Source organism: Thermostichus sp. MS-CIW-38 (genome assembly GCF_054058415.1).
In genome coordinates, this window is sequence record NZ_JBSSAH010000006.1 from 52,671 (window position 1) to 76,087 (window position 23,417).

General features: G+C 58.2%; 20 protein-coding genes. 8 read left to right on the forward strand and 12 right to left on the reverse strand.

Annotated elements, in window-relative coordinates; genetic code table 11:
- Window positions 1-107: 107 nt before the first annotated feature.
- On the reverse strand, window positions 108-467 hold the full coding sequence (locus ACVWXZ_RS03740) for a hypothetical protein (protein WP_011433745.1): 360 nt from the start codon (window positions 465-467) through the stop codon (window positions 108-110).
- Window positions 468-1,142: 675 nt separating this feature from the next.
- On the opposite strand from ACVWXZ_RS03740, the gene ACVWXZ_RS03745 reads away from it, so the two are divergent.
- The 3 genes from ACVWXZ_RS03745 to ACVWXZ_RS03755 all read left to right on the forward strand — a co-directional run bounded on the left by ACVWXZ_RS03745 (window position 1,143) and on the right by ACVWXZ_RS03755 (window position 6,192).
- Window positions 1,143-3,158 carry a diguanylate cyclase domain-containing protein gene (locus ACVWXZ_RS03745; protein WP_457482172.1) on the forward strand — a complete coding sequence of 672 codons (2,016 nt, stop codon included), beginning with the start codon at window positions 1,143-1,145 and terminating at the stop codon, window positions 3,156-3,158.
- A gap of 88 nt (window positions 3,159-3,246) precedes the next feature.
- Window positions 3,247-4,440 (forward strand): RNA-guided endonuclease InsQ/TnpB family protein, encoded by a 1,194-nt coding sequence (locus ACVWXZ_RS03750; RefSeq protein ID WP_457439306.1) that lies wholly within the window; start codon window positions 3,247-3,249, stop codon window positions 4,438-4,440.
- Window positions 4,441-4,467: 27 nt separating this feature from the next.
- Window positions 4,468-6,192: an ABC transporter ATP-binding protein gene (locus ACVWXZ_RS03755; protein WP_457482173.1), complete on the forward strand. Its 1,725-nt coding sequence runs from the start codon at window positions 4,468-4,470 to the stop codon at window positions 6,190-6,192.
- On the opposite strand, the gene ACVWXZ_RS03760 is transcribed toward ACVWXZ_RS03755, so the two are convergent.
- From ACVWXZ_RS03760 to ACVWXZ_RS03770, 3 genes are all read right to left on the reverse strand, one after another.
- Window positions 6,186-7,124: a carbohydrate kinase family protein gene (locus ACVWXZ_RS03760; protein ID WP_457482174.1), complete on the reverse strand. Its 939-nt coding sequence runs from the start codon at window positions 7,122-7,124 to the stop codon at window positions 6,186-6,188. The two genes, ACVWXZ_RS03755 and ACVWXZ_RS03760, sit on opposite strands and share 7 nt — an antisense overlap.
- Window positions 7,125-7,364: 240 nt before the next feature.
- Window positions 7,365-8,234 carry a M48 family metallopeptidase gene (locus tag ACVWXZ_RS03765; RefSeq protein WP_457482175.1) on the reverse strand — a complete coding sequence of 290 codons (870 nt, stop codon included), beginning with the start codon at window positions 8,232-8,234 and terminating at the stop codon, window positions 7,365-7,367.
- A 34-nt stretch (window positions 8,235-8,268) separates the two neighbouring features.
- The gene (locus tag ACVWXZ_RS03770) at window positions 8,269-8,937 is read right to left on the reverse strand and encodes a hypothetical protein (protein WP_457443524.1); all 669 of its coding nucleotides are present in this window, start codon (window positions 8,935-8,937) and stop codon (window positions 8,269-8,271) included.
- Window positions 8,938-9,112: 175 nt separating this feature from the next.
- Between ACVWXZ_RS03770 and treY the strand changes: the two genes are divergently transcribed.
- Window positions 9,113-11,914, forward strand: coding sequence for a malto-oligosyltrehalose synthase (gene treY / locus ACVWXZ_RS03775; protein ID WP_457482176.1), 2,802 nt, complete (start codon window positions 9,113-9,115; stop codon window positions 11,912-11,914).
- Between the two features lie 4 nt (window positions 11,915-11,918).
- On the opposite strand, the gene tpiA is transcribed toward treY, so the two are convergent.
- Window positions 11,919-12,671: a triose-phosphate isomerase gene (tpiA, locus tag ACVWXZ_RS03780; RefSeq protein ID WP_457482177.1), complete on the reverse strand. Its 753-nt coding sequence runs from the start codon at window positions 12,669-12,671 to the stop codon at window positions 11,919-11,921.
- Window positions 12,672-12,887: 216 nt separating this feature from the next.
- Window positions 12,888-13,298, reverse strand: coding sequence for an FHA domain-containing protein (locus tag ACVWXZ_RS03785; RefSeq protein WP_414374851.1), 411 nt, complete (start codon window positions 13,296-13,298; stop codon window positions 12,888-12,890).
- 323 nt (window positions 13,299-13,621) lie between these two features.
- Between ACVWXZ_RS03785 and ACVWXZ_RS03790 the strand changes: the two genes are divergently transcribed.
- From ACVWXZ_RS03790 to ACVWXZ_RS03805, 4 genes are all read left to right on the forward strand, one after another.
- Window positions 13,622-13,927 (forward strand): rubredoxin, encoded by a 306-nt coding sequence (locus tag ACVWXZ_RS03790; RefSeq protein ID WP_049749648.1) that lies wholly within the window; start codon window positions 13,622-13,624, stop codon window positions 13,925-13,927.
- 8 nt (window positions 13,928-13,935) lie between these two features.
- Complete coding sequence (locus ACVWXZ_RS03795) at window positions 13,936-14,925, forward strand: photosynthesis system II assembly factor Ycf48 (RefSeq protein ID WP_457439312.1); 990 nt, start codon at window positions 13,936-13,938, stop codon at window positions 14,923-14,925.
- Window positions 14,926-14,955: 30 nt separating this feature from the next.
- Complete coding sequence (gene murG, locus ACVWXZ_RS03800) at window positions 14,956-16,059, forward strand: undecaprenyldiphospho-muramoylpentapeptide beta-N-acetylglucosaminyltransferase (protein ID WP_457403354.1); 1,104 nt, start codon at window positions 14,956-14,958, stop codon at window positions 16,057-16,059.
- Between the two features lie 120 nt (window positions 16,060-16,179).
- Window positions 16,180-16,818 carry an endonuclease III domain-containing protein gene (locus ACVWXZ_RS03805; RefSeq protein ID WP_457443528.1) on the forward strand — a complete coding sequence of 213 codons (639 nt, stop codon included), beginning with the start codon at window positions 16,180-16,182 and terminating at the stop codon, window positions 16,816-16,818.
- A gap of 16 nt (window positions 16,819-16,834) precedes the next feature.
- On the opposite strand, the gene ACVWXZ_RS03810 is transcribed toward ACVWXZ_RS03805, so the two are convergent.
- From ACVWXZ_RS03810 to ACVWXZ_RS03835, 6 genes are all read right to left on the reverse strand, one after another.
- Window positions 16,835-18,706, reverse strand: a complete 1,872-nt coding sequence (locus ACVWXZ_RS03810; protein WP_414406936.1) for a chloride channel protein — start codon at window positions 18,704-18,706, stop codon at window positions 16,835-16,837.
- Between the two features lie 7 nt (window positions 18,707-18,713).
- A complete protein-coding gene (map, locus tag ACVWXZ_RS03815) occupies window positions 18,714-19,502 on the reverse strand; it encodes a type I methionyl aminopeptidase (protein WP_457403373.1) in 789 nt (262 codons plus the stop codon).
- 183 nt (window positions 19,503-19,685) lie between these two features.
- Window positions 19,686-20,273, reverse strand: coding sequence for a DUF2062 domain-containing protein (locus ACVWXZ_RS03820; protein ID WP_457403359.1), 588 nt, complete (start codon window positions 20,271-20,273; stop codon window positions 19,686-19,688).
- A gap of 139 nt (window positions 20,274-20,412) precedes the next feature.
- Window positions 20,413-20,574, reverse strand: a complete 162-nt coding sequence (locus ACVWXZ_RS03825; protein WP_414352050.1) for a hypothetical protein — start codon at window positions 20,572-20,574, stop codon at window positions 20,413-20,415.
- A gap of 564 nt (window positions 20,575-21,138) precedes the next feature.
- Window positions 21,139-22,200 (reverse strand): DUF1611 domain-containing protein, encoded by a 1,062-nt coding sequence (locus ACVWXZ_RS03830; RefSeq protein ID WP_457403360.1) that lies wholly within the window; start codon window positions 22,198-22,200, stop codon window positions 21,139-21,141.
- A complete protein-coding gene (locus ACVWXZ_RS03835) occupies window positions 22,200-23,252 on the reverse strand; it encodes a dipeptide epimerase (RefSeq protein ID WP_457403361.1) in 1,053 nt (350 codons plus the stop codon). Before ACVWXZ_RS03835 ends, ACVWXZ_RS03830 begins: the two co-directional genes overlap by 1 nt.
- Window positions 23,253-23,417 lie beyond the last annotated feature (165 nt).

Here is a 23,417-nt window from a genome sequence, read left to right on the forward strand (position 1 = left end):
TCCAGAAGAACTGGAAAGGCGAGAAGAGGCAGGATCGGTTGCCGCAGCGGACTGGATCCATCTGAAACAATAAAAACAATAAATAGCCCTCTAACCTTCAACAGTCCTCAACCCGGCTGCTGGGTTAGCCGCTGCCAAAGCTGCGGAGGAATGCGCTCGTGAGGACACTTTAGGGACTGAATCTGAGCTAAATCTTCCGGCATGTAGTGCAAGGCTACCCGCGCTGCCGGATCCAAAAGGCTGCGCCGTCGTCGGTTACATTGCTCCGCTTCTCCCAGAAACACGTCCAGCCAGCCATCTCGCTCTTGGTAGCGAATCCTCAAAGCAGAGAGAGAAGGCAGAGCAGAGGAAACTTCTTTGCGGTAGAGCCGAAAGCCCTGCTCCAGACTCCAGCCCAACCACCACTGAGGCGCCAATTGCCCCAACTGCCTACACCACACCCCCGCCTGAACCTGTTGCCATGCCATGCTTGCCACTCCGCAGCTTGTTCTCCTGAGAAGACTTAACTGCAAATCTTTAGCAATTGCTACTTGGGTAAGCACTCTACCAGACTCCTCAAGCTTAATGCAAGTCTTTATCAAAGAGGATCCCTACTTTGCCGGCACGCTATTGAAAGTTAATCTCAATAGAGCTATGCTGTTACTCGGTTGAGTGGTGGAGTTGTATCCATCAGTCTTCCTCTCTTGCCTTGGATGCATCGGGGATCCCACGCCCGCGGAATTAGCCATCCTGGGTCTGGCAGGGATCCCTTTTCCAGGGCTAGCTGAGGTTCTTTCTAATGAGAGCAGTTCTAACTAATAGGAGCCTGGTTCCTTCCCAAGCGTGTCGATGTACGGGTAGAACAAGTTCGGGAGCCAGAAGCGGTTTAACCTTGAAAACGGCGACGCATAGCCCTTCACGTCGGCAGGACAGGCTTTTTAATAATTCTTTTAATTAACCTCAAGAGTTGCTTCAAAGAATATCCCCTCCGGAGCACCCAAAAGCCCGTGCCAGCCCGGGGATCTTTTGTATCGAGAGACACACAAACTCCCCCAACAATTCCATAGGATGACCGTAGAATGGCAGAGACAGCGTGAATTCATAGCTGTTTTTTTCGGCTTGCCCTCCCCGTTGCCCGAGCGTCTACTGGGTGTTCCTAGCCTATGGTTGAAAGGGGGACTGCTGGGCCAGACCAGGCTGGCAGCGTTTATGATGCGCTGACGCGGGCCGATCTGTGGAATCCCCAGGTCATGTACCGTGGGCGCCCGGTACAGGCTCGGGGACGGGCTGTGCTGCGCACCATGTTCGAGAGCGTCAGCGATGGGTTGTTTGTCCTTGAGTGTCTGCCCCCGGAGCCAGAAAGAGGCTCACCTCAACCGCGCTGTCGGTTTTTGGTGGGTAACCCGGCCTTTCGCAGGATGTTTTTTCTCTCCTCTCGACCTATCGAGGGAGAAGAGCTCCAGAGTTGTCTACCGCCTTCTCTGGCTGCGCAGATTCAACTGCACACCGAACACTGCCTCAGCCATGGCCGGCAAGTGAGCTTTGAGCTGAGCCTAACGGCCTCTGCCGCTCCCGACCCAGAGTCGACCCATGTTCTAATTGTTACCCTTTCTCCAGTAGTTGAGGAGAACAAGCCAATCAGCCGAATTGTCGGCTCCTGTCAGGACATCACAGCACGCAAGCAAGTGGAGTGGCAGCTACAGCGCTGCCAAAAGCAACTGTTGGAGCACAACCGGGCTCTGATGGAGCTCACCCGGCACAAAGCCCTCAGCCAAGGAGACTTACAAGCTGCTCTGCAACAGATTTGTACTACAGCCGCCCATACCCTGGGGGTGGCACGGGTGGGGGTCTGGCTCTACACGTCGGAGCGCTCCAGCATTCGCTGCATCAATCAATTCGAGATCACCCCAGACAACCCCGAGGGATCCCATACTCAAGGGGCGGAGATCTGGGCCAAAGACTATCCCCGTTATTTTCAAGCCCTGGAGCAAGAGCGCACCATTGCTGCCGACCAAGTGGTGGCGGATCCCCGCACCGCCGAGTTCGGCAATTCCTACCTGACAGCAATGGGAGTGGTCTCGATGCTGGATGCCCCCATTCGACTGGAAGGACGGATGGTGGGTGTTCTCTGCCACGAGCACATTGGCTCCCCTCGCCACTGGACCTTAGAAGAGCAAAACTTCGCCGGATCCCTGGCGGATTTGGTGTCTCTGGCCCTCGAGATCTCGGAGCGCCGGCAAGTGGAAGAGGAGCTGCGCCAGGCTGAGGAGCGCTATCGCAATTTTTTCGAGAATGCGGTAGAGGGCATTTTTTTCACCGATGCGGCAGGTCGGTATCTCTCCGCCAACCCGATGCTGGCCCAGATCTGCGGCTACAGCTCCCCCGAAGAATTGATGCGCGAAGCGAAAGAGGCGGGCAAGCGGCAGCTCTATGTCGATCCCAGCCAGTGGGAGGAATTTGTGCGGCTATTGCAGGAGCAGGGATCCGTACGCGGCTTTGAGTACCGGCTGCGGCGGCGGGATGGCTCGATCATCTGGGTCCGAGAAAAGGCCCGTTTGGTTAAAGATAAAGCCGGAAACATCCTCGGCTATGAAGGCATCTGCGAAGACATCACCGCTCAAAAGCAGAGCTTAGCCTACATGGAGTTTCGCGCTCATCATGATGCCCTGACAGGTTTGGTGAACCGCGAATCCTTTCGGGAGCGGCTGCAGCAGACCCTGCAGCAATACTACAGTGAATCTCTGGCCCTCTTCTTTGTGGATTTGGATCACTTCAAAGACATCAACGATACCTTCGGCCACGGTGTCGGCGATGCCCTGTTGCAGGGGGTAGCTGAACGGTTAACCAAGTGCGTTCGCCCTGGAGATATCGTCGCCCGCTGGGGAGGGGATGAGTTCACCCTGCTGCTGCCCCGAATTGGCAGCCCCACAGTGGCAGCGCGTCTGGCTCAGCGGATTGTCGATGCCTTTCAAACTCCCTTCTCCTGCGAGGGCCATTCCCTTTCCGTGACCTGCAGCATCGGCGTCGCCCTCTACCCCCAAGACGGCGTAGAAGTGTCCACCCTTTTGCACCATGCCGACTTGGCCCTCTACCAGGTCAAGGAAAATGGCCGCAGCGGCTTTCGACTCTATCGGCCAGTTTCAGGGATCCCGGCAGCAGTCCGCAACACTATCCTGTAAGCTGGTTGGGTCAGCTAGAAATCGCAGGAGCCCCGCACTGTACCCGTAGGGTCAGTGTCGGGAGGAATGCGGAAGTTATGATAGAACCATGACCCAAGTCCTGACCGTATCCTGCAAGCTCAAGGCGTCCCAGTCGCAAGCCGCCAAATTGGACGCGACTTTGGAGGCTTTTGGCCAAGCCTTGAATTGGGTCAACCAGAACACGCCGGAGAAGATCGTCAACGCGGTCAAGCTGCAATCCCTTTGCTACTACGAGATTCGAGCCCGGTTTGGCTTGTCCAGTAACTTGGCTCAGCAGGTCTGCAGGCGGCTGGCCGGCGCCCGTAAAGTTGCCCAACAGAAAAACCGCCCCGTCAAAGCGTTCAAGGGTGGCTTCGCTACCTACGACGCTCGTATCTTTTCGTTCCGCGAGAAAGACTGGACGGTGTCGCTGACCACGGTGGAGGGTCGGGAGCGCTTTGAGCTGGCGATTGGCCGCTACCAGAGAGAACGGCTGGCGGGCTCCAATCCCAAATCTGCCACTCTGGTCAAGCGTAAAGACGGCTCCTACTCTATTCAAATCTGTGTGGAAACGGAGCCATCCCCACCGCAACGCACGGGTAGAGTGCTGGGGGTGGACTTGGGAAGGACAGATATTGCCCATACGTCAGAGGGTGATAACTGGAATGGACAGCAGTTGAACCGAGTCCGAGACCACTACTCTCGATTGAGGGCGGCACTCCAACGCAAAGCCAGTAAGGGCACACGCAGTTCGCGGCGCAGATGCCGTCAACTGCTGCAACGGCTGTCTGGCAAGGAGAGGCGCTTTCAGGCGTGGGTCAATCATCGCATCTCCAAAGCTATTGTCTCTAGGGCAAAGACCACAAACAGCGCTATTGCCCTGGAAGACCTGACAGGGATCCGGAAAAGAGTCAATCAACAGCCGCGCAGCAAAGCCGAGCGGCGCAGGGCCAACAGTTGGGCGTTCTACCAACTACGTCAATTTCTGGAATACAAGGCGAGGGCTGCAGGGGTTTCTCTGGTTCTTGTGCCGCCTGCTTACACGTCGCAGACCTGTCACCGGTGCTTACACATCCACCCTGAGCAGGGCAAGTCCTACCGCAGTGGCAAGTCGTTCAAGTGTGGGCACTGTGGATGGGAAGGAGATGCGGATTTGAATGGTGCGAATGTGATTGCGCTTTTGGGGGCTGCTGTAAACCAGCCTAGAGGTTCGTGGTTGGCTTGCCAACTGCAGGGCTACCGAAAGCCCGCCCTGTACTGCGAAGCAGTCAGGGTCGGGTAGTTTACAGGCCCTTCTGGTTTGTGATTTGTGCATCCGGGTCGTAGCTATCGCCGTCTCATTCCCTTCATTCGGCCCCATCTGTGGATGTTGTTGCTGGGGCTGACCTGCACCCTTGGCTTTGTGCTAACCATGCCCGCCCTCGCCTACTTGATCGAGTGGGTGGCCCGCTCCATCGGTGCCGGGGATCTGGGGCAACTGCGGATGCTGGCCTTGATTGGGGTGGTGTTTTTCTTGGTGCGCGGCGCTTTTCAGTATGGCCAAGACACCCTGATGGCGAGGGCCTCCTTGCAAATGGTTTTGGAATTGCGCCAACAGATTTATGCCCACCTGCAGGCACTGGATCTGGACTATTTTTCCGGCAGCCGCACCGGCGATCTGGTCTATCGCCTTACGGGGGATCTGGATCGGGTGGGAGAGGTGGTGCAGCGGTTTTTCCATCGCTTCATCCCCAGCGTGCTCACCATCTTGGCGGTGGTGGCCTACCTGTTCTATCTCAACGGCATTCTCACCTTGACCACCTTGCTGATAGCCCCCCTGATGGGAGCCTTGATCAGTTGGTTTGGGGATCGCCTTTTGTTTCGCTCCCGCCTCAACCAAGAGAAGATGTCGGATTTGGCCGCCCTCTTGACTGAAGTGTTTGCTGGCATCAGCCTCACTCGCGCCTTTGCGGCTGAGGACTACGAAATTCGCCGCTTCAGTGCCATTGCCGAAAGCAACCGCCTGGCCCGGTTTCAGACCGAACAGATGAGAGCCATCCAAGACCCGGTGGTGGGTTTTCTGTACGCCATGAGCGTGTTGGGGGTGTTTTGGGTGGGCGGCTGGCAAATTAGCCAGGGCAACCTGACCGGCAGCCAGTTTCTCGGCTTTATCGCCGGTGTTGCCATGTTGATCGACCCTATTGTTCACATCACCAACAACTACAGCGAGCTGAAACAGGGTGAGGCTTCGGTGGAGCGGATTTTCGAGCTGCTAAACACCCGCTCCCAGATCCGGGAGCTGCCCGGGGCCCGCCCCATGCCTCCCATTCAGGGTTGGGTGGAGTTCGACCAAGTTTCCTTTGCCTACAAACCGGATCAGCCGGTGCTCAAACAGATCAGCTTTCAGGTGTCTCCCGGCGAGATTGTGGCCCTGGTGGGATCCTCCGGCGCCGGCAAATCCACCTTGGTGAGCCTGATTCCCCGCTTTTACGATCCCCAGCAGGGCTGCATCCGCATCGACGGCATCGACATCCGCACCGTCACCCTCAAGAGCCTGCGCCGGCAGATCGGCATTGTGCCTCAGGAGATCACCTTGTTTTCGGGAACCATTGCCAGCAACATCGCCTACGGACAAGAGCATGTTGACCTGGAAGCAGTACGCCAGGCGGCCCAGGTGGCCAACATCGACACCTTTATTGAGAGCTTGCCCGATGGCTACGCCACCCGCGTGGGGGAACGAGGGGTTACCCTCTCCGGTGGACAACGGCAACGGCTGGCCATTGCCCGCGCCGTGTTGCTCAACCCCAAGATCTTGATCCTGGACGAGGCTACCTCGGCTTTGGACAACGAGTCGGAAGCGTTGGTGCAGGAAGCGCTGCAACGGCTGATGCAACGCTGCACCGTTTTTGTGATTGCCCACCGCCTCTCGACAGTGCGCACCGCCCACCGCATTTTCGTCTTGGAGCAGGGGCAATTGCTGGAGCAGGGAAATCACCGAGAATTGCTGGGCAAAGGGGGTCGCTACGCCCAGTTTCACCTGCGCCAGTTTCATTGAACCCTTGGCCTCTGGATCTCCTGGATCTCCCATGCCTGCCAGAAGGGCCGGTAAAACTCCGGATCCGAAGGTGCTCCCCCCGGGATCCCACAGATGGCCGCTGCAAATTGCACGGCTCGTTGCACCAGAATCGCCTCCGGCCATCCCCGCAATAGTCCCAGGATGGCTACGGCGCTAAACGCATCTCCCGCCCCCACTGTATCCACCAGCTGAGGCGCGGGCACTGGGTCGGCCCGATGGATCTGAGCAGGGGTGATCAGCAGCGCGCCTGCCGCTCCCAAGGTCAGAAATAGACCTTTCAGGTTCAGATGAGCCTGGAGGATCTGTCCTTGCTCCAGCAGGTCTCCAGGAGGGATCCCTTCCAGTTGGGCCACTTGTTCCAGCTCTGTCTGGTTCAGCTTCAGCCAAGTGCAGGTGCGCAGCATCTCCCGGATGGCGTCTGGATGCCACCAGGGATCCCGCAGGTTGAGATCCAGAAACACCGGACAGCCCAAAGCGGGGATCCCCTCTTGAAAGTGGCGATGGGCTGCCTCCCGGCGGGCTGCCAAGCTGCCCCGGTAGAGCAGGCTGGGCTGGAGAGCTTGCAGAGCCCCGATATCCAACTGGATGTAGTCGTAGGCTTGGTCGGGCAAGATGGCGAAGGTGGGGATCCCTTGCTCATCCAGGGTTACTTGAACCTTGCCGGTGGGGTGAACAGAATCCTGCTGCAGACCCTCCAGGCGCAGCCCCTGCCGTCGCAAGGCCCCCAGCAGCTCTCTGGCGGCCTCGTCCTGGCCAACACGACTGAGCAAGAGGGGATCGGATCCCAGCCCCTTGAGGTTCCAAGCCACATTCAAAGCTGCTCCGCCCAGCACAATCTCTGTGGGGAAGCAGTCGAAAAGCACCTCTCCCAAGATGAGCGGCAAACCCAGGGGCACATGAGAGGGATCCATCTTGAGCACTCAGCTAGAAATCGCAGGAGCCCCGTGCTGTACCGGTAGGATCAGTGTCGAGAGGAAAGTCCGCCTCCATGGTTATAATTGTACTGCGGACACCAGAAACGGTTGTTTAAGGCACTGGTAACGGTCGATTGGGGGTGCTGTAAACCACCCCAGAGGCTCGTGGTTGGCTTGCCAACTGCAGGGCTACTAAAAGCCCGCTCTGTACTGCTTTAGCGGTCGGAGTCGGGTAGTTTACGAAGCAGCCGTTGACGTCCGCGGTGCGGAGCCCAATCCCTGGAGCTCCAGGATCTGCTGATAGGTGTTGCTGCGGAACCAACACTCGATTTCTCTGGCCCGCAGCACCGGCAGCGGATGGGTGCGCCCCACCGTTTGCATCTGTTTCAGCTCCATCTGCCACAGATCCCCGTCCAGCTCGTCGTAAGTACGGGCCTGCTCCAAAAAGGCGTCCACGTTCAGCTTGGAGGCCAATTGCGGGGATCCCCCACACAATTTCATCAACACCGAGATCACCGTCTTGGCATCTTGGGCTACCAACAGCGCCGCCCGGTCACAGGTAAACTCGGCACACCGCAGCCAGTGCATCAGTTGATCCTGCAACGCCTGATAAAACAACCCCCCGAAGGGGAGCAAGCTGGTGGAGAGCATGAGAATATTGGCCATCGTCAGGTAGACGCCGTGATTGCATTTCAAATGGCCCAACTCATGAGCGATCACGGCCTGAATTTCCGGTGGCTCCAACAGATCCAGCAGAGAGCTGTGCAAGACGATGAAGGGCTTTTTCCCCTGCATGGCAAAGGTATAGGCATTGGGCGTGGGGTTCTGCCGCACGTAGAGCTGGGGCACCTCCAGATCCAAGATGCGACAGGCCTGCACCAAAAGCTGATGAATTTCCGGCAACTGATGCTCGTTAATTTGGATGCTGGAAGCGATGTTATCCAGATAAAATATCTGTCCTGCCGTTGAGCCAAGCCAATTTTGAATCAGCAGGCCCAGCCCCGGCACTTGCTGCAGAGAGCGGGTGGCTTGCAGATCCACGGGATGACGAAATTGGTCGGCCCGCAGGCCCAACAGAATGCGAGGTTCTCGTTGAATGGACGACATAGACAATAGACAACAGAGGGAGAAAGGACTTCGGTTACAACTCGTAGGGCACAAACTGGCGGTGGCGATTCAACAAAAATAGCCGCTCCGGCGGCGGATCCGGCAGGGTCGGCTTGTTGGTAAAGTCAAACGGGTTCTCTCCAGAGGGGATCTCCCAATAGACCACATGATCTTGAATGCGAGTGCCATCGGTAACAAAGCGCCCAGTATCGGCGGCAGCACGCTCAGCGCGGCGATAGAGTCGCCCTTGCCAGGTCAAGTGCGGGGGCAGCCCCAATCCCAAAAACAGTTGCTGCCGACTGGATTCCTGGTTGAACACCGTTTGCAGGCGATCCGCCCAGATCCTTGCCAGATCTGCCGGTTGGGGAGCAGCATGAGCCTCTGCATCGGCTGGAGTTACCTCCAACAGCAGTTGCTGGTTCAAAAGAATCCGAGCGGCTTGAGCTGGGGGATCCCCGCTGCCGGTCGTCGAGGGATTGGGACTGGGGATATCCAGACTGACCTGCACCTGAGGGCTGCTGGCCTGTAGCAAAATCTCTTCCAACCGTTGCTTCAGCAGACGGAGGCGAGCGGGGGCATCGGGGGTGCGCAGGGTCAAAACCAGCTCACTCCCCACCCGAAACTCGCTTTCTGCCCAGGTTGCCTCACTCCGCCAACTCCCCATCAGCCCACCCACGAGCAGGATCCCTGCCCACCTCGCCATCCTTGCCGGCCCCCTTACCGGGGGTGAAGCGCTCCTCTGTGGCCTTGACAAGTTCACTAACCTCGCCTCTCCCCTGCAGGACTCCTTGATCTTAGCCGCTACCCTAGATACATCTGTTCTCTTGACCCTATGCCGTTGGCAAGCTCGGCTTCTTTGTCATTGTTCTAAGGTCATCATGCGGATCCCGACTTCCACCTATCGCATTCAGTTTCATGCTGGGTTTGACTTCGACGCAGCACGACAGATTGTTCCCTACCTGAAGTTGCTGGGCATCAGTGACTTGTATGCCTCTCCCATCTTCCAAGCCCGCAAAGGCAGCACCCACGGCTACGACGTGGTGGATCCCAGGCAGATTAACCAGGAACTGGGGGGAAGCGAAAAGTTTGAGCTCTTGTGGGAAGCCCTCAATCAGCAGGGAATAGGCTGGATCCAGGACATTGTGCCCAATCACATGGCCTACGATGGCCAAAACCAGATGCTTATGGACGTTCTGGAGAGTGGCCCCAACTCAGATTTTGTTGACTACTTTGATGTGAATTGGAATCACTCTTACCTGGGGATCAAAGGCAGAATCTTAGCCCCTTTCTTGGGAGATTTCTACGACAAATGTTTGGAGTCGGGTCAAATCCAGCTTCGTTATGATGCCGATGGCCTAAGTATTAACTACTACAACTTGAGGTTCCCCCTCAACATTGACACCTATGCCGATGTTTTTACCTACAACCTGAGCAAACTGCGGCGAAAATTGGGGCGGAGCCACCCCGACTACGTCAAGTTGCTCGGGATCCTCTTCAGCCTGAAATTCATTCCCAGCAAGGAAGATCTCCTAGAGCGCACTGATCAAATTAGCTTTGCCAAGCATTCGTTGTGGGAACTCTACACGTCTAGCCAACCTATCCAGAGCTTTTTTGACGAGAACATTGACATCTTTAACGGCAAGCCAGGGGATCCGTCGAGCTTTGACCTGCTGGATAGTCTTCTGGCGCGGCAAAATTTTCGCCTTTCCTTCTGGAAGGTGGGTGCTGAGGAGATCAATTATCGTCGTTTCTTTACCATTAACGAGCTGATCTCACTGCGGGTGGAAGATCGCGAGGTGTTTCGCAAAACCCATCAGCTTATCTTTAAGCTTGCAGAACAGGGGCGTTTTAGTGGTTTGCGCATCGATCATATCGATGGGTTGTTCAATCCCGAAGAGTATCTCCATCGCCTGCGGGAACGCTGCCCAAATCTCTACATCGTAGTAGAAAAAATACTAGAGGCTAATGAAAGTCTGCCCCAAAGCTGGCCGGTTCAGGGCACAACGGGCTATGATTTTTTAGCTAAGCTCAACGGCATCTTTTGTCAAGAAGAAAATGCAGAGGCTTTTGACTCTCTCTATCAAAATTTCACAAATCTACGGCATTCCCCAGAGCAGGTTATCGAAGATAAAAAACGCTTGATCATCGAGCGCAACCTGTCAGGGGATATGGATAATCTTGCTTTTTTGCTCAAGCAGATCACCAGCCATCATCGCTATGCCAATGACTTTACCCTCTACAGCTTACGTCGAGCTTTGGTAGAAGTTTTGGTGTGCTTTCCGGTCTACCGCGTCTATATCCACGAAGGGATCCTCAGTCCAGAAGGTCAACAGGTGGTTCGTCAAGCTGTGGAGAAGGCCAAGGAGAACCTGCCCGTTTTGGTGAATGAGCTGAATTTTATTCAGCGCTTTCTCTGCCTGGAGTCTCTGGAAAATTTATCAGACCAGGAGAAAAATGAGCAGATCCATTTTGCCATGCGCTTGCAGCAGTTGGCCGGCCCTCTCATGGCCAAAGGGGTAGAAGATACTGCTTTTTATGTGTACAACCGCCTTTTATCTCTCAATGAAGTTGGCGGGGATCCCTGTCGCTTTGGCCTTTCGGTGCAAGAGTTTCACCGCTTTAATCAAGAGCGGTCAGCTCGGTGGCCTCTGTCCATGAATGCTTCTGCTACCCACGACACCAAGCGTGGCGAAGATGTGCGGGCCCGGCTGAATGTGCTTTCTGAAATCCCCGCCGAGTGGGAAAAGCACATCAACCTTTGGCATGAACTGAACCTCGGCTACAAAGTCCGCAGCAAACAAGCTAAGCGCTCGGAACTGCCGGATCGCAATGACGAGTATTTGCTCTACCAGACATTGCTCGGCTCCTATCCCTTCCAACCGGAAGAGGTGCCCCAGTTCGTACAGCGGGTCAAAGATTATGCCATCAAAGCAGTGCGGGAAGCTAAAGTTCACACCGCTTGGCTTCGCCCCGATACCGAATACGAAGAAGCCACTACCGCTTTTATCGAACGGATCCTTCAAGGTCCTAACCCCTTTTTGGAGTCCTTTTTGCCTTTCCAACGGAAAGTTGCTCACTTTGGCATTTTTAATTCTCTCTCACAGACGCTGATCAAACTGACCAGCCCTGGGATCCCGGATATTTACCAAGGCACGGAACTGTGGGATTTGAGCATGGTGGATCCCGACAATCGTCGGCCTGTGGATTTTTCCCGTCGCCTCGCCTATTTGGAAGAAATTCAGCGGCGGGTTAAACAGGATCCTCTCCAACTCATTGCGGATTTGCTCCTGCACCGCAGCGACGGACGCATTAAGCTGTTTCTGATTCATCATGTGCTCAAGGCCCGCCAGGAACAGCCCCAATTGTTTCTCGAGGGCAGCTACATTCCTCTGCAGATCAGCGGATCCCATGCTGACCATGTTGTGGCTTTTGCCCGTCAGCACAGTAAGCAGGTATTGCTCACGGTAGTGCCGCGTTTTTTAACAAAGTTGATCGACGAAACCCAAGATCCTCTGGGAGAATCCGTTTGGGCAGATACCGAAATTCATCTGCCGCGTTGGAAGCGGCTGGACTGGGTGAACGGGCTAACCCAGGAAAGGATCCCTGCCGGCGAAACCTTGCCGGTGGGCGTTGTCTTGAAATCCTTCCCGGTAGCCCTGCTGTGGGGACAATCCCGCTAGCGGCCTAGGCGGGGGCTAGAGCCTGAAAATTGACGATGCGGGCAAACTCTTGGGGGTCTAGGCTGGCCCCTCCCACCAACACGCCGTCGATCTCAGGCTGGGCCATCAGCTCATCGATGTTGCCGGCCTTCACCGAGCCGCCATACAAAATGGGCAGTTGGGCATTGCCCAAGTGTTGCCGGATCAAGCCGATGACCCGGTTGGCCTCTTGAGCTGCACAAGTCTGGCCGGTGCCGATGGCCCAAATGGGCTCATAGGCAATCACCAAGTTCTCCAGATCGATCCCTTGCAAGGCGCGATCCAATTGCCCCACAATCCAAGACTCGGTCAAGCCTTGCTCCCGCTGCTGCCGGCTTTCTCCCACACAAAGGATGGGGGTGAGCCCGTGCCGCTGGGCAGCTGCCAAACGCCAATTGACGGTTTCGTCCGTCTCGCCGAAGTACTGCCGCCGTTCGCTGTGGCCGACGATGACGTAGCGCACCCCCAATTCCGCCAGCATGGGGCCGGAAATTTCCCCGGTAAAGGCCCCCTGATCCTCCCAATGTAGGTTTTGTGCTCCCACGGCTATGTCGGATCCGCGGCTTTGCTCTGCCACCACCGCCAGGTCTGTAAAGGGCACACATAGGATGATCTGCCGCTGGGATGCTGACCCTGACGGCGATGACCGTAAAGCCAGGCCCAACTCTCGCAGAAACTCGCGAGCCTCAGCCTGAGTCTTGTGCATTTTCCAGTTGCCGGCAATGAGGATGGGGCGCAAGATGGATCCTCCCTTAGAGACAACAGAAGGAAGGGATCCCGCAAGCAGAAAGCCCAATAAAACAGCAGGGATCCCAGCTTTGTTTTTTCGTATGACACAGTTTACCAGCAAGCGATCCCGAAAATACGGCGACGGGATCCCCTCTCCAAGCGCCGGTTAACCCTTCAACCAGCATGCAGACGGGACAGGCCAAGACCCAACAGGGAAGGCAGCTTCCTACAGCCCAACGATCTGGGTGTTTTCAAAGGTAGCCAGAATTTCATCCAGATCTTTGTTCTGCAGCGAGTAGGTAGCAGTGGCATCGTTGCCAAACTGAATTTCGTCCCCGTCCTCCAGATCCCGAAATTCCACCCGTTGCCCGCCCACGTAAAGGCCGTTGGTGCTGGGGGTGCCCTGAATGTCTCCGTCAATGATTTGGTAGGTAAACCCATCGGGAGAAGAGGGAGACTCTGTCTTAACCAAAATGGCGTGGTAGCGAGAGGCGTACTGGGAGTCGATGCGAATGCTGTTGCGCGGATCCCGGCCCAACGAATAAAGCTCAGCCGTCAACCAGTAGGCTTTTGGCCCATGACGATCCTTGACGATGAGCACGTGATTGAGGGCTGGTCGGCGAGGGGGCGTGGTCATGAAAGGCACCCGCTTGCACAACACTGAGGGCAGGATAGCCAAAACATAACATAGGATCCCCCTGGTGGATCCCTGTGTCCACCGGATAAGTCTCTTCAGGTCGGCATCCCAGGCTGGTGCGGGATCCCCCTGAGCAACAAGAAAGGGTCTGAGTAGATTTTTGTAACAATTCCTCTCATAATAGGATCGACGATGCAGATGGATCCCTGACCATGAATGGCTCGCAACCGGATCCCGGTGCTCAACCCCGTTCTCCCCAGACACCGAAGCTCATTGAGTTGCCGGAAGATGAAACCGATGCGCAGCTCAGCGATCCCCTGCGGATGCAGCGCTACGAATGTCGTTCTTGTGGCTATGTTTACGAACCGGCCAAGGGGGATCAGCTCAATCGGATCCCGGCGGGCGTACCGTTTGAGGAATTGCCAGCCGATTGGAAATGTCCGGTGTGCCGAGCCGGTAAGCGCTCGTTCCAAGCAGTGGGCGCCAAGGGCAAGCCTTCCGGTTTTCAAGAGAACTTGCGCTACGGCCTGGGGGTGAACGTGATGACCCCTGCTCAAAAGAACCTGCTGATCTTCTTGGGACTGGCGCTGGGATTTTTATTTTTGATGAGTTTCTATTTCGTCGAGTGAGGGTCAAGATGTTCAAACCCCTGAGGCTGGTGCTGCTGATTGCTGTCTCGGTGCTGCTGATGGCGGCGGGGATGCCCAACATGCGGGTGGTCCCCTGGCAGCAGGTGGAAGTGCCCACCCAGAACATTCTGCTGGACATTGCCTTCACCGGCACCACCCCTTCCCATGGCTGGTTGGTGGGAGACAAGGCGACGCTGCTGGAATCCCGCGATGGGGGTCTGCACTGGCAGGTGCGGGAGCTGCCGGGTCTGGAGCCGGAAGCCTACCTGGCCTCCATTAGCTTTGCTGGGGCAGAAGGCTGGGTGGCCGGGCAGCCGAAGATCCTCCTCCACACCCTAAACGAGGGATCCGACTGGACTTCCATCCGCCTCAACAACCAACTGCCAGGGGAGCCGCTCTTGATCCAGGCTCTGGGCCCTGGCGCCGCCGAAATGGTGACCAATGTGGGGGCCATCTACCGCACCGAAGATGGCGGTCAGACCTGGCATGCCCAAGTGGATGAGCCGATTGGGGCCATCAAAAACATTGCCCGCGGCCCTGAAGGCGAATATCTGGCGGTGTCGTCGCGGGGCAGCTTCTACTTTCTGTACACTCCTGAAAGTCGCACCTGGAAGCCCTACCCGCGGGAAAGCTCCCGCCGCATTCAAAACATGGGCTTTGGCCCCCACGGCAGCGCTTGGAAATTGAACCAAGGGGCGGAGATCGCCTTTACCGATGACTTCACCTCCGGCCAGTGGTCGTCGCCGCTGCGTCCAGGGCGGGCCCTCAGCTTTGGCTACCTCAATGCCGCCTACCAGAACGACCACGACCTGTGGGTGGTGGGGGGTGGCGCTACCCTGATCCACAGCCCTGATGGTGGCAAAACCTGGGAACAGGCCAAGAAACTCAGCAACATCCCCGCCAACTTCTACAGCATTGAGTTTTTCGGCCCCCAGCAGGGGTTTATTCTGGGGCAACGGGGCACCCTCTTGCGCTATGTCAGCTCCAACAACTCCTGAAGGTCTCAGGGATCCCTAATCGGCACACGGGTGGATATACGCGCCAAGGATCCAGCTTCACGCCCGCGGCTGCTGGTTGCTGCCAGTGGCACTGGTGGCCACATTTTTCCGGCCTTGGCCGTTGCCGAGCAGTTGCCCGACTGGCAGATTGAATGGCTGGGGGTGCCGGATCGCATGGAAGGGAAGCTGGTGCGGGAGCGGTATCCCTTGCACCGGGTCGTCATGTCGGGCTGGCAGGGATCCCCTCTCCATAGGCTGCAGGCCTTGGCCCAACTGGCCCGCGCCACCCTGCAAGTGCGCCGACTCCTTATGTCGGGACGGTTTGATATTGTCCTGACCACCGGTGGGTACATTGCCGCTCCGGCCATTTTGGCCGCCCGCTCGCTGGGGGTACCGGTGTTGCTGCACGAGTCCAATCGGATCCCGGGCAAAGTGACCCGTTGGCTGGGGAGATTTTGTCAGGTGGTGGCGCTGGGCATGGCGGAGACGGCAGAGCATTTGCCAGGGGTGGCTGCCCAAGTGGTGGGTACGCCAGTGCGGGCCGAGTTCTACACGCCCCAGCCTTTCCCTGCCGACCTCCCCATTCCCGACGGGGATCCCCTCATTGTGGTCATGGGGGGCAGCCAAGGGGCGCGGGGCCTCAACCGCATGGTGGCCACCTGTGCCCCAGCTTGGTTGGAGGCGGGGGCCTGGATTGTGCATTTGACCGGCGGCAGCGAAGCTCAAGATCCGGAAGCCAGGATCCCCAGCCATCCCCGCTACCGGCCCTTTCCTTTCCGTCGAGATGTAGCTGCCTTGTTGCAGCGGGCCAACTTTGCCATTAGCCGCGCCGGGGCCATGAGCCTGGCGGAGTTGCTGACCACCGCCACCCCAGCCATTTTGATCCCCTATCCCTTTGCCGCTGAGGATCATCAGTATCAGAATGCTCTGGCCTTTGTGGGGCGCGGTGGGGGGGTGGTCATGCGAGAATCCGAAGAGAATCTGGACTTGCTGCGGCAAACGGTGTTGACCTGGTTGGCCCAGCCGCAGGTGGTTGCCCAAATGGCCGCTCGCTTGCAGGCCGCAGCTCCTCCCAATGCCAGCAAGGTTCTTGCCCGCCTGTTGCAGGAGATCCGCCAGAGTTCTGCCCGTTAAGCCGTGGTACAGCCAAGATTGGACAGCCTTTCCCAACGCCCGCCTGTGCCCGCCAAAGCGGCGGAGTCCCCAACCCTGCTGGCGGAACTCCCGCCCGCTGACAGGATGGAATCGCTGTTGATGCGGCTAGAGCAGTGCTTCGGGATCCCCCAGCGGGCTCCCGATGGCCTTTCCCCCCGCCCGGATCTCCTGGACGAGTTGGTGGGCACGATCCTTTCCCAGAACACCACTGACACCAACAGCAGCCGTGCCTTCCGCGCCCTCAAAGCCACCTTTCCCTCTTGGGAAGCGGTCTTGGCCGCCGACCCGGCAGATCTGGCCCAGGTGATCCGCTCCGGCGGCTTAGCCCACCTCAAGGCAGCCCGCATTCAGGAGATCCTGGCCGCCATTCAAGAACGACAGGGATCCCTGAGTCTGGACTTTCTAAGAGAGCTAGACGACGCCGGCGCCCTCGACTTTCTGCTCTCGTTAAAAGGGGTGGGGCTGAAGACCGCCACCTGTGTGTTGTTGTTCGGCCTGGGTCGGGATCTCTGCCCGGTGGATACCCACGTGCATCGAGTGGCCAACCGTCTGGGCTTGGTGCGGGCCAAACATCCCGACGACACTTTTGCTCAGCTTTCCCCTCAGATCCCCAGAGGCAAAGCCTATTCCCTGCACGTCAACTTTGTCCGGCTGGGCAAGCGCATTTGCAAGGCCCGTATGCCCGAATGTGGCCGCTGCCCGCTGCGTCCCACCTGCCCCTCTGGGCGGCAGCGTTGATCCCGACAGCAGGGCTCTATTCTGCGGGCGCAGTAGAAGCATCTGGGATCCCCTCTTGTCCGTTCCTGCCGGCGTCTCTCTCTGCTGGGGGAACTTCCAACTCCAGGGCTTGCCGCACCGATTGAATCTCTTGGGAGAGCAGCACCCGCTCTCGATCCAACAGGCCGACGATCTGCTCCGGGTCTTCCCGCGAGACCACTGGCAATTGGCGCAAATCGTATTCGTACATCGGCTCGGCTGCCACCGCTACCGCCTCATCGGGGAAGGTGGTGAGAACCGGAGATTGGCTGACCTCCTGTACGGTTAGCTCCGCCAACTCCGCCGCCTCCTTATGGGCCAAGGCCCGCTCCAGATCTTCCAGGGTGAGAATGCCCCGCAGCCGCTCCTGTCCGTCCACCACCAACGCGCTATGGCACTTTTGCTGCAGCAAACTCTCCAGAGCTTCTCGCAGCGGTGTGTCTTGCCGAAGCAAAAGAGATGGGGGCACCATCACCTCTTGCACCGTCAGCTCTCTAGGCTCCTGCCCAAGGACTCCGTCAAGCGTTGCGTGGCGATAGCGACGGGCGGAAGGGTAGATGGCCGGCGAATGCAACTGCTCCGTCAGCCAGATGCTCAAACCCACTGCCGCCATCACCGGCAGCGCAATGTGATAGTCCCGCGTCATCTCAAACAGCAGCAAGATGGCCGTTAGCGGAGCCCGCACGCTGGCCGCCAACACCGCCGCCATGCCCACCATGGCGTAGGCAGCAGGGGGAGACAAGGCAATCAAGGGCAAAGCTTGAGATAGCACCTGACCGTAGCCTGCCCCCAGCACTGCCCCCATGAACAAAGCCGGGGCAAAGGTTCCCCCCACAAAGCCGCTGCCCAGGCTCAAAGCGCTCAGCAACAGCTTGCCCAATAGGAGCAGGCCCAGATGGCCAAGAGAAAAGGGAACGGCCTGCAGAATCGACTCAATGGTTTCATAGCCCACCCCCAACGCCAATGGGATCCCCAAGCCCGCGCAGCCCAGGATCCCGCCCCCCAAAATGGGCTTGCTCCAAGCCGGCCAAGCCGCCAGGGGGCCACTGTTGAACAGGTGCTTGCCCCACTCCAGGGTGTAGCTGAAGGCCATAGAAACCAGGCTGGCCAAAAAGCCCAAGCCGAGATACAGAGGTACCTCCAGCAAGCTGTGGATCTCGTAGTCCGGCAAGACAAAAGCCGGCTGGGTGATGGTGGGCAAAAGAAAAGCGGGTTGTGCCCCCAACCCCACCTGGGCGATCAAGGCGGAGACCACCGCCGCCAACACCACCACACTGACAGCAGAAGTGGTGAAGGTGCGGGCCAAAGCCAGCTCCAGCGCCAAAAACACCCCGGCAATGGGCGCGTTAAACCCTGCCGCCAGGCCAGCCGCTGCTCCGGCAGCCATCAACAGTTGCACCCGCTCCCGCGAGAGGCGTAGGTTTTGCCCCAGCAGGGATCCCAGCAAAGCGCCACTTTCCACACTGGGGGCCTCAGGGCCAAGGGAAGCTCCCGCGCCCAACGAGATGGCAGCCGCCAAGAGCTTGAGCGGGATCCACCAGGGCTGAAGTGCCAAAGGACGAGCAGGACTCACCAAGCTGGAGAGGCTCAAGTTGGGAAAGGGCACAACTGCCCCCAAAGCGCCGATCAGCAGGCCCCCCAACACCGGCGCCAAAGCCAGCGGCCAGGATCCCAGCAGCCACAGGCCATAGTGTTCTGCAGCCCTGCCGAGGCCATCCACGAGGGTGTCCTGCAGCAGATAGCGCCACCAGCCAATCAAGTAGCGAAATCCAACCACCAACAGCCCCGTGGCCAACCCCACTGCCGCCGCCAGCAGCAGCAGCAGGTTCTCGGAGGAGAGGCGCAGGCGGAGAGCGGGGGCGCTGTTCATGATCGGCTCAGGGGCTTTGGGAAGGCAGGGTCAAGATCTCTACACCGGTTTCGGTAACGGCGACCGTATGTTCAAATTGGGCCGAGAGCTTGCCATCCAAAGTGACCGCCGTCCACCCGTCGGAGAGCACCTTCACCTCCCAGGTGCCCTCGTTGATCATCGGCTCGATGGTGAACACCATGCCGGGGCGGAGTTTCTCCCCTTTTCCCCGTTCGCCGTAGTGGGGGATCTGGGGAGCAGTGTGGAATTGCCGTCCCACCCCATGCCCGACAAAATCGCGCACCACGCTGTAGCCCTGGGCCTCGGCATATTCTTGGATGGCAGCGCCAATGTCGCCGACTCTCCCCCCCGGCTTGACGGCAGCAATGCCCCGCCGCAGACATTCTTCGGTCACCTCCACCAAGCGCCGCGCCCGCTCAGAAGGCTGTCCGACAAAGAAGGTTTTGGACGTATCGCCGTGGTAGCCATCCAAAACCGGGGTGACATCGATGTTGATGATGTCGCCTTCTCGCAGGATCTGCTTGGGGCTGGGAATGCCGTGGCAGACCACGTGGTTGACGCTGGTGCAGATGGACTTGGGAAAGCCATGGTAGCCCAAAGGGGCGCTTCTGGCCCCATGCGCCCGCGTCCATCGCTCGGCCTCGTCGTTGAGCTCTTGGGTGGTGACCCCTGGCTGCACCATCGGCTCCAAGTGCTTGAGCAGATCTGCCGCCAGGCGACAAGCCCGCCGCATTTTCTCCAGTTCCCGCGAAGAGAGCAACACAATGGGCTGAGGGGCTTGCGTGAGCGTCTGCAAAGCGGATCCCAACTGCTCCCCCCATCGCTGGGAGCGACGGCTGAGGTCTGTCAACAACGCTCGCATGTCTTCCATCATGAGACCTTATCTGTGAAAAGCTCTGTGAAAACGGATGGATCTCTGCACCTGCAGACTGTCCAGGATTGGGTTCTCAGTTGGGATTCTGAATCGCCTTGCGCCCATTCACAGACCCCTGCCGGCCATTTTCTGCCGCCGACGAATCCGCTGCACCAACCACAGCCCCAGAAAATAGCTGACGAGGGATCCCCAAAAACCGACAAACGCACAGCCGACAAACAGCGTGCCCGACATCTCCAAGCCCCACTGCATCCAGTTTTGCCAGGTGGCCGCCACCAGCTCTGTGGTGGGAAGGACAGTTCGGGATCCCAGTAGCCATTCTCCCACCTGGTAGTTGAATGCATAGATGGGCACATAGGTGAAGGGGTTACTCACCCAGGTCCCTGCCACCGCCGCCAGCTTGTTGCCCCGAAACGGAACAGCCAACACCAGAGCGGCCAACGTTTGAAAGCCGAAGATGGGGAAACAGCCGGCAAAAACCCCTACCGCCAAGCCACGGGCAATTTCTTTTGGCGACGATTGCAGCCGCAACAGGCGCAGATAAAGATAGCGCAGCCAACGCTTCCAGGAAGGATCCCGGCGGGCTAGGGTCGGCCCTGGTTGAGATCCAGAGTAGGATCTGGAATAAAGCTTAAGGGATCCCGGCGAAGGCCAGGAGAAAGAGGGCAGCCTCAACCAAAAGAGGGGGCTCATGGTGGCAAGGGGGCAACTGAGAGAAGGTGTTAAGTCCTGTAAATCCAGTGTATCTTTCCTGCCCTTGGCGACAAAGGGCTATCGGCAAATCTGGGCCGGCAGCAACGGGGTGACGCCGGGGGATCGGTTTACGGAGTGGTCACCTGAGCTTGTCCACCAAGGCCAGCACGAAGTTAAGACCCAAGTAGGAAACCAGCACCACCAAGAATAGGAACAGGGCAATGTTCAGCCCGGATCGCAGGGCAGAGGGCAGGGATCCCGATTTCATTTTGGGATCAGGCTTTTCGGGGGGAGTTGTCATCTGGAGTTCTGGGGAAGACTGTGAATCTAGGATCCCATCTTGGCTGTGCAGGTGTACCCATCGGCTTACTTTCCGAAGATTGAAGGCCTGATACATTTACGCTGAACACTGCTGAACATCACTGTTCAACTATGCAGCGATAGCATTCTGTTTGTTTCCAAACAGAATGGCGGTATCCCGCAAAGCTTTGAGTAGAATACCCAAAGCGCAGTTTCCGTGTCGTCTTACTACCAATTTTCTGCTTTGCTTTGGCTACCATGTTGGCAGACTCGAAAGTAAACAGAAAGATCAACTGGTAGTAATCCGTACTGAACATATTATACATTATTTTCAGTATAGTTGAGCTTATTATTGACTAGAGTCATGCTCTTCTCTGAACACGGAGCAAGCCCAGTTCCTGGCCCCCGGCTAATGGGAGCGACTTGGATCGAGAATACCTGGCTGAAGAGATCGCATCTCAGAGAAGACAACGGCACCGGGAACCATCTGAATCGCTCACCTGTTGAAGATGATGAGTTTTTCCCAGATGGACAATGGGAGTGGATCCGCTGTCTGCAAACTGAGTTATCCTGCCGCCAGAATTGCCTCCAACAAGGGATCCGCCCCAAAACGCACCACATCCGTACAGGGCCGTCCGGTCTCGGCTTCCACCCGGCGGATCTGCTCTAGGGCTGCTTCTTCCTCCCAGCCGAAGGTATTGAGGGCAACCCCCACCACGGGCGCGGGGGCAAAAGCCCCGGCAGCTGCCGCCACCTGTTCATACAGCTCAATCACCTTGGGTAAGGGCGGGATGGGCACGTAGTCTATCCCCTTGATGTGGGTCTGGCCGGCGCGGTGTACCAGGATAAGGTGGGTGGGCTGGGATCCACGCAACAGAGGCAAGGTGGCCGTAGAGGCGGGGTTGAGCAGGGATCCCTGACCTTCCAGGTGCAGAATGTCGTGGTCAGAGCCATAGCGTAAGATCAGTTGCTCCACCGCCCCACTGGCATAGTCCACTCGCACCGCATCCAAAGGGATCCCCTCGCCGCCGATCAGGATCCCAGTTTGCCCGGTGGCCAAAAAGCGGGAGCGCAGGCCCCGTCTCAGGCTGGCCCGGTGCAGCTCTAGGCTGGTGGACATTTTGCCCACGCTCATGTCGGTGCCCACCGTCAACACCCGTTTACAGGGCAAGGTGCGGGCCAGGGCTTTCCCCACCGACAGGTTGGGGGGCTCGCGGCGAATATCCCAGATCCAGGCCCCCGGCTGCAACCACTGCCGAAACTGGGGATCCTCGGCCAAAGGCGTGTGCAGCCCATTCACCAGAGATAGGCCAGCTCGCAGGGCCAGGCCCAACTCCTCCCGCCAGGCTGGCGGCAACTGCCCCCCTGAAGGGGCAATCCCAATCACCAGAACTTCAGGCCGGTGGGCCAGCGCCTCCTCCACCGAGGCCACGATGGGAATGTCTTTGGCAATTCCGGTCAGATGGGCCAGGGATCCCCCCGCCTGCTCCCGGTCGATCACCGCCACCACCGGGAAGGAGCCGTAGCGCAGCAGCCCCAGCCCCGTTTTCCCATGCTCCCCCAGCAATCCCCCGTGGAGCAGGATGGCCACGCGACTTTCGCTGGACAGGGATTCCGGCCTTCCCATTATTCCTCCCGCAGCTCTACCCCCAAGCCCGGTCGGTCGGTGGGGAGCAGGCAGCCGTCCTGCAGGATGGCCCCGGCGAAGGGATCGTCGGTGAGGTTGAGGTGGCTATCCAAGTCCAGGTAATCCACCAGGGGAGCCAAGTGGGCTGCCGCTGTATTCCCCAGGGCTGTGTTGCTGTAGCAGCCCAACATCACCTGTAGGCCGTGGGCTTTGGCGGTGTGGATCATGCGCCAGGCTTCGCTGAGGCCTCCGCATTTCATCAGCTTAATGTTGATCCCGTGGACGCGATCCACCAGAGGGGGGATATCGCGGCTGTCCATACAGCTCTCATCCACAAAAATGGGCAGCTTCGACTCGTGCCAGAGGGTGATCAGCTTCGCTTCCTGCCCCCTCTCCAAAGGCTGCTCCAGGTAGCTCACCCCTTGCCCCGCCAGCCAGTTGCTCATGCTCAGGGTTTGCTCCACCGTCCAAGCGCCGTTGGCATCCACTGTAATCAGGGATCCCAGCGGGATCACCTCTTGTACAGCAATCAGCATGTTCTGATCCGCCATCAGTCCTGAGCCGCTGCCCAGCTTGATCTTAAAGGCCCGCGCTTGGGTCTGTTCCATCCAGGCCAAGGCGCGCTGGCGGGCCGCCTGCGGGGTGGAGATGCCGATCGTCATCGTCGTGGGCGGAATGCGGGAGCGATCCAGCCCCCACAACTGCCACAGGGGCCTCCCCAGCCGTTTGCCCATCCAATCGTGCAGGGCCATATCCACCGCTGCCCGCGCTGCCGAAGGGATCCCGGCCCGCAGCAGTTCTGCCTCGATTGGCTGTCGCTCCCAGGGGGAATGGCGGCGCAGGATCCCTTTGGCCACGTCCAAGCCCATCAGGATGTCGTCCAGAGACTGCTGGCAATCGTCGCTCACCGAAAAAGGGCAAGCCTCTCCCCACCCTTCAACTCCCTCCTCCTCAATTCGCACCCAAGCCAGGGTTGTATCGCTGTGGGTACCTCGGCTGATGGTCAAGGCGTAGCGCTTGTGAACGGTGAAAGGTTCGACGTAGAGCCGCATGGGCATCTCCAGAAGAGGAAGCTTGGAGGGGCAATTGGGCCTGGGCCGCCCCTTTGAGCTTAGCTTGGTTCCCAGCCCAGCCTGCCCCCGTCCCCAAGCCCAGAAAACAAGTTATCCCTTGCCCCGTCCGCCGTCTATGGTGGGATCCAGATCCACCGTTCTCCA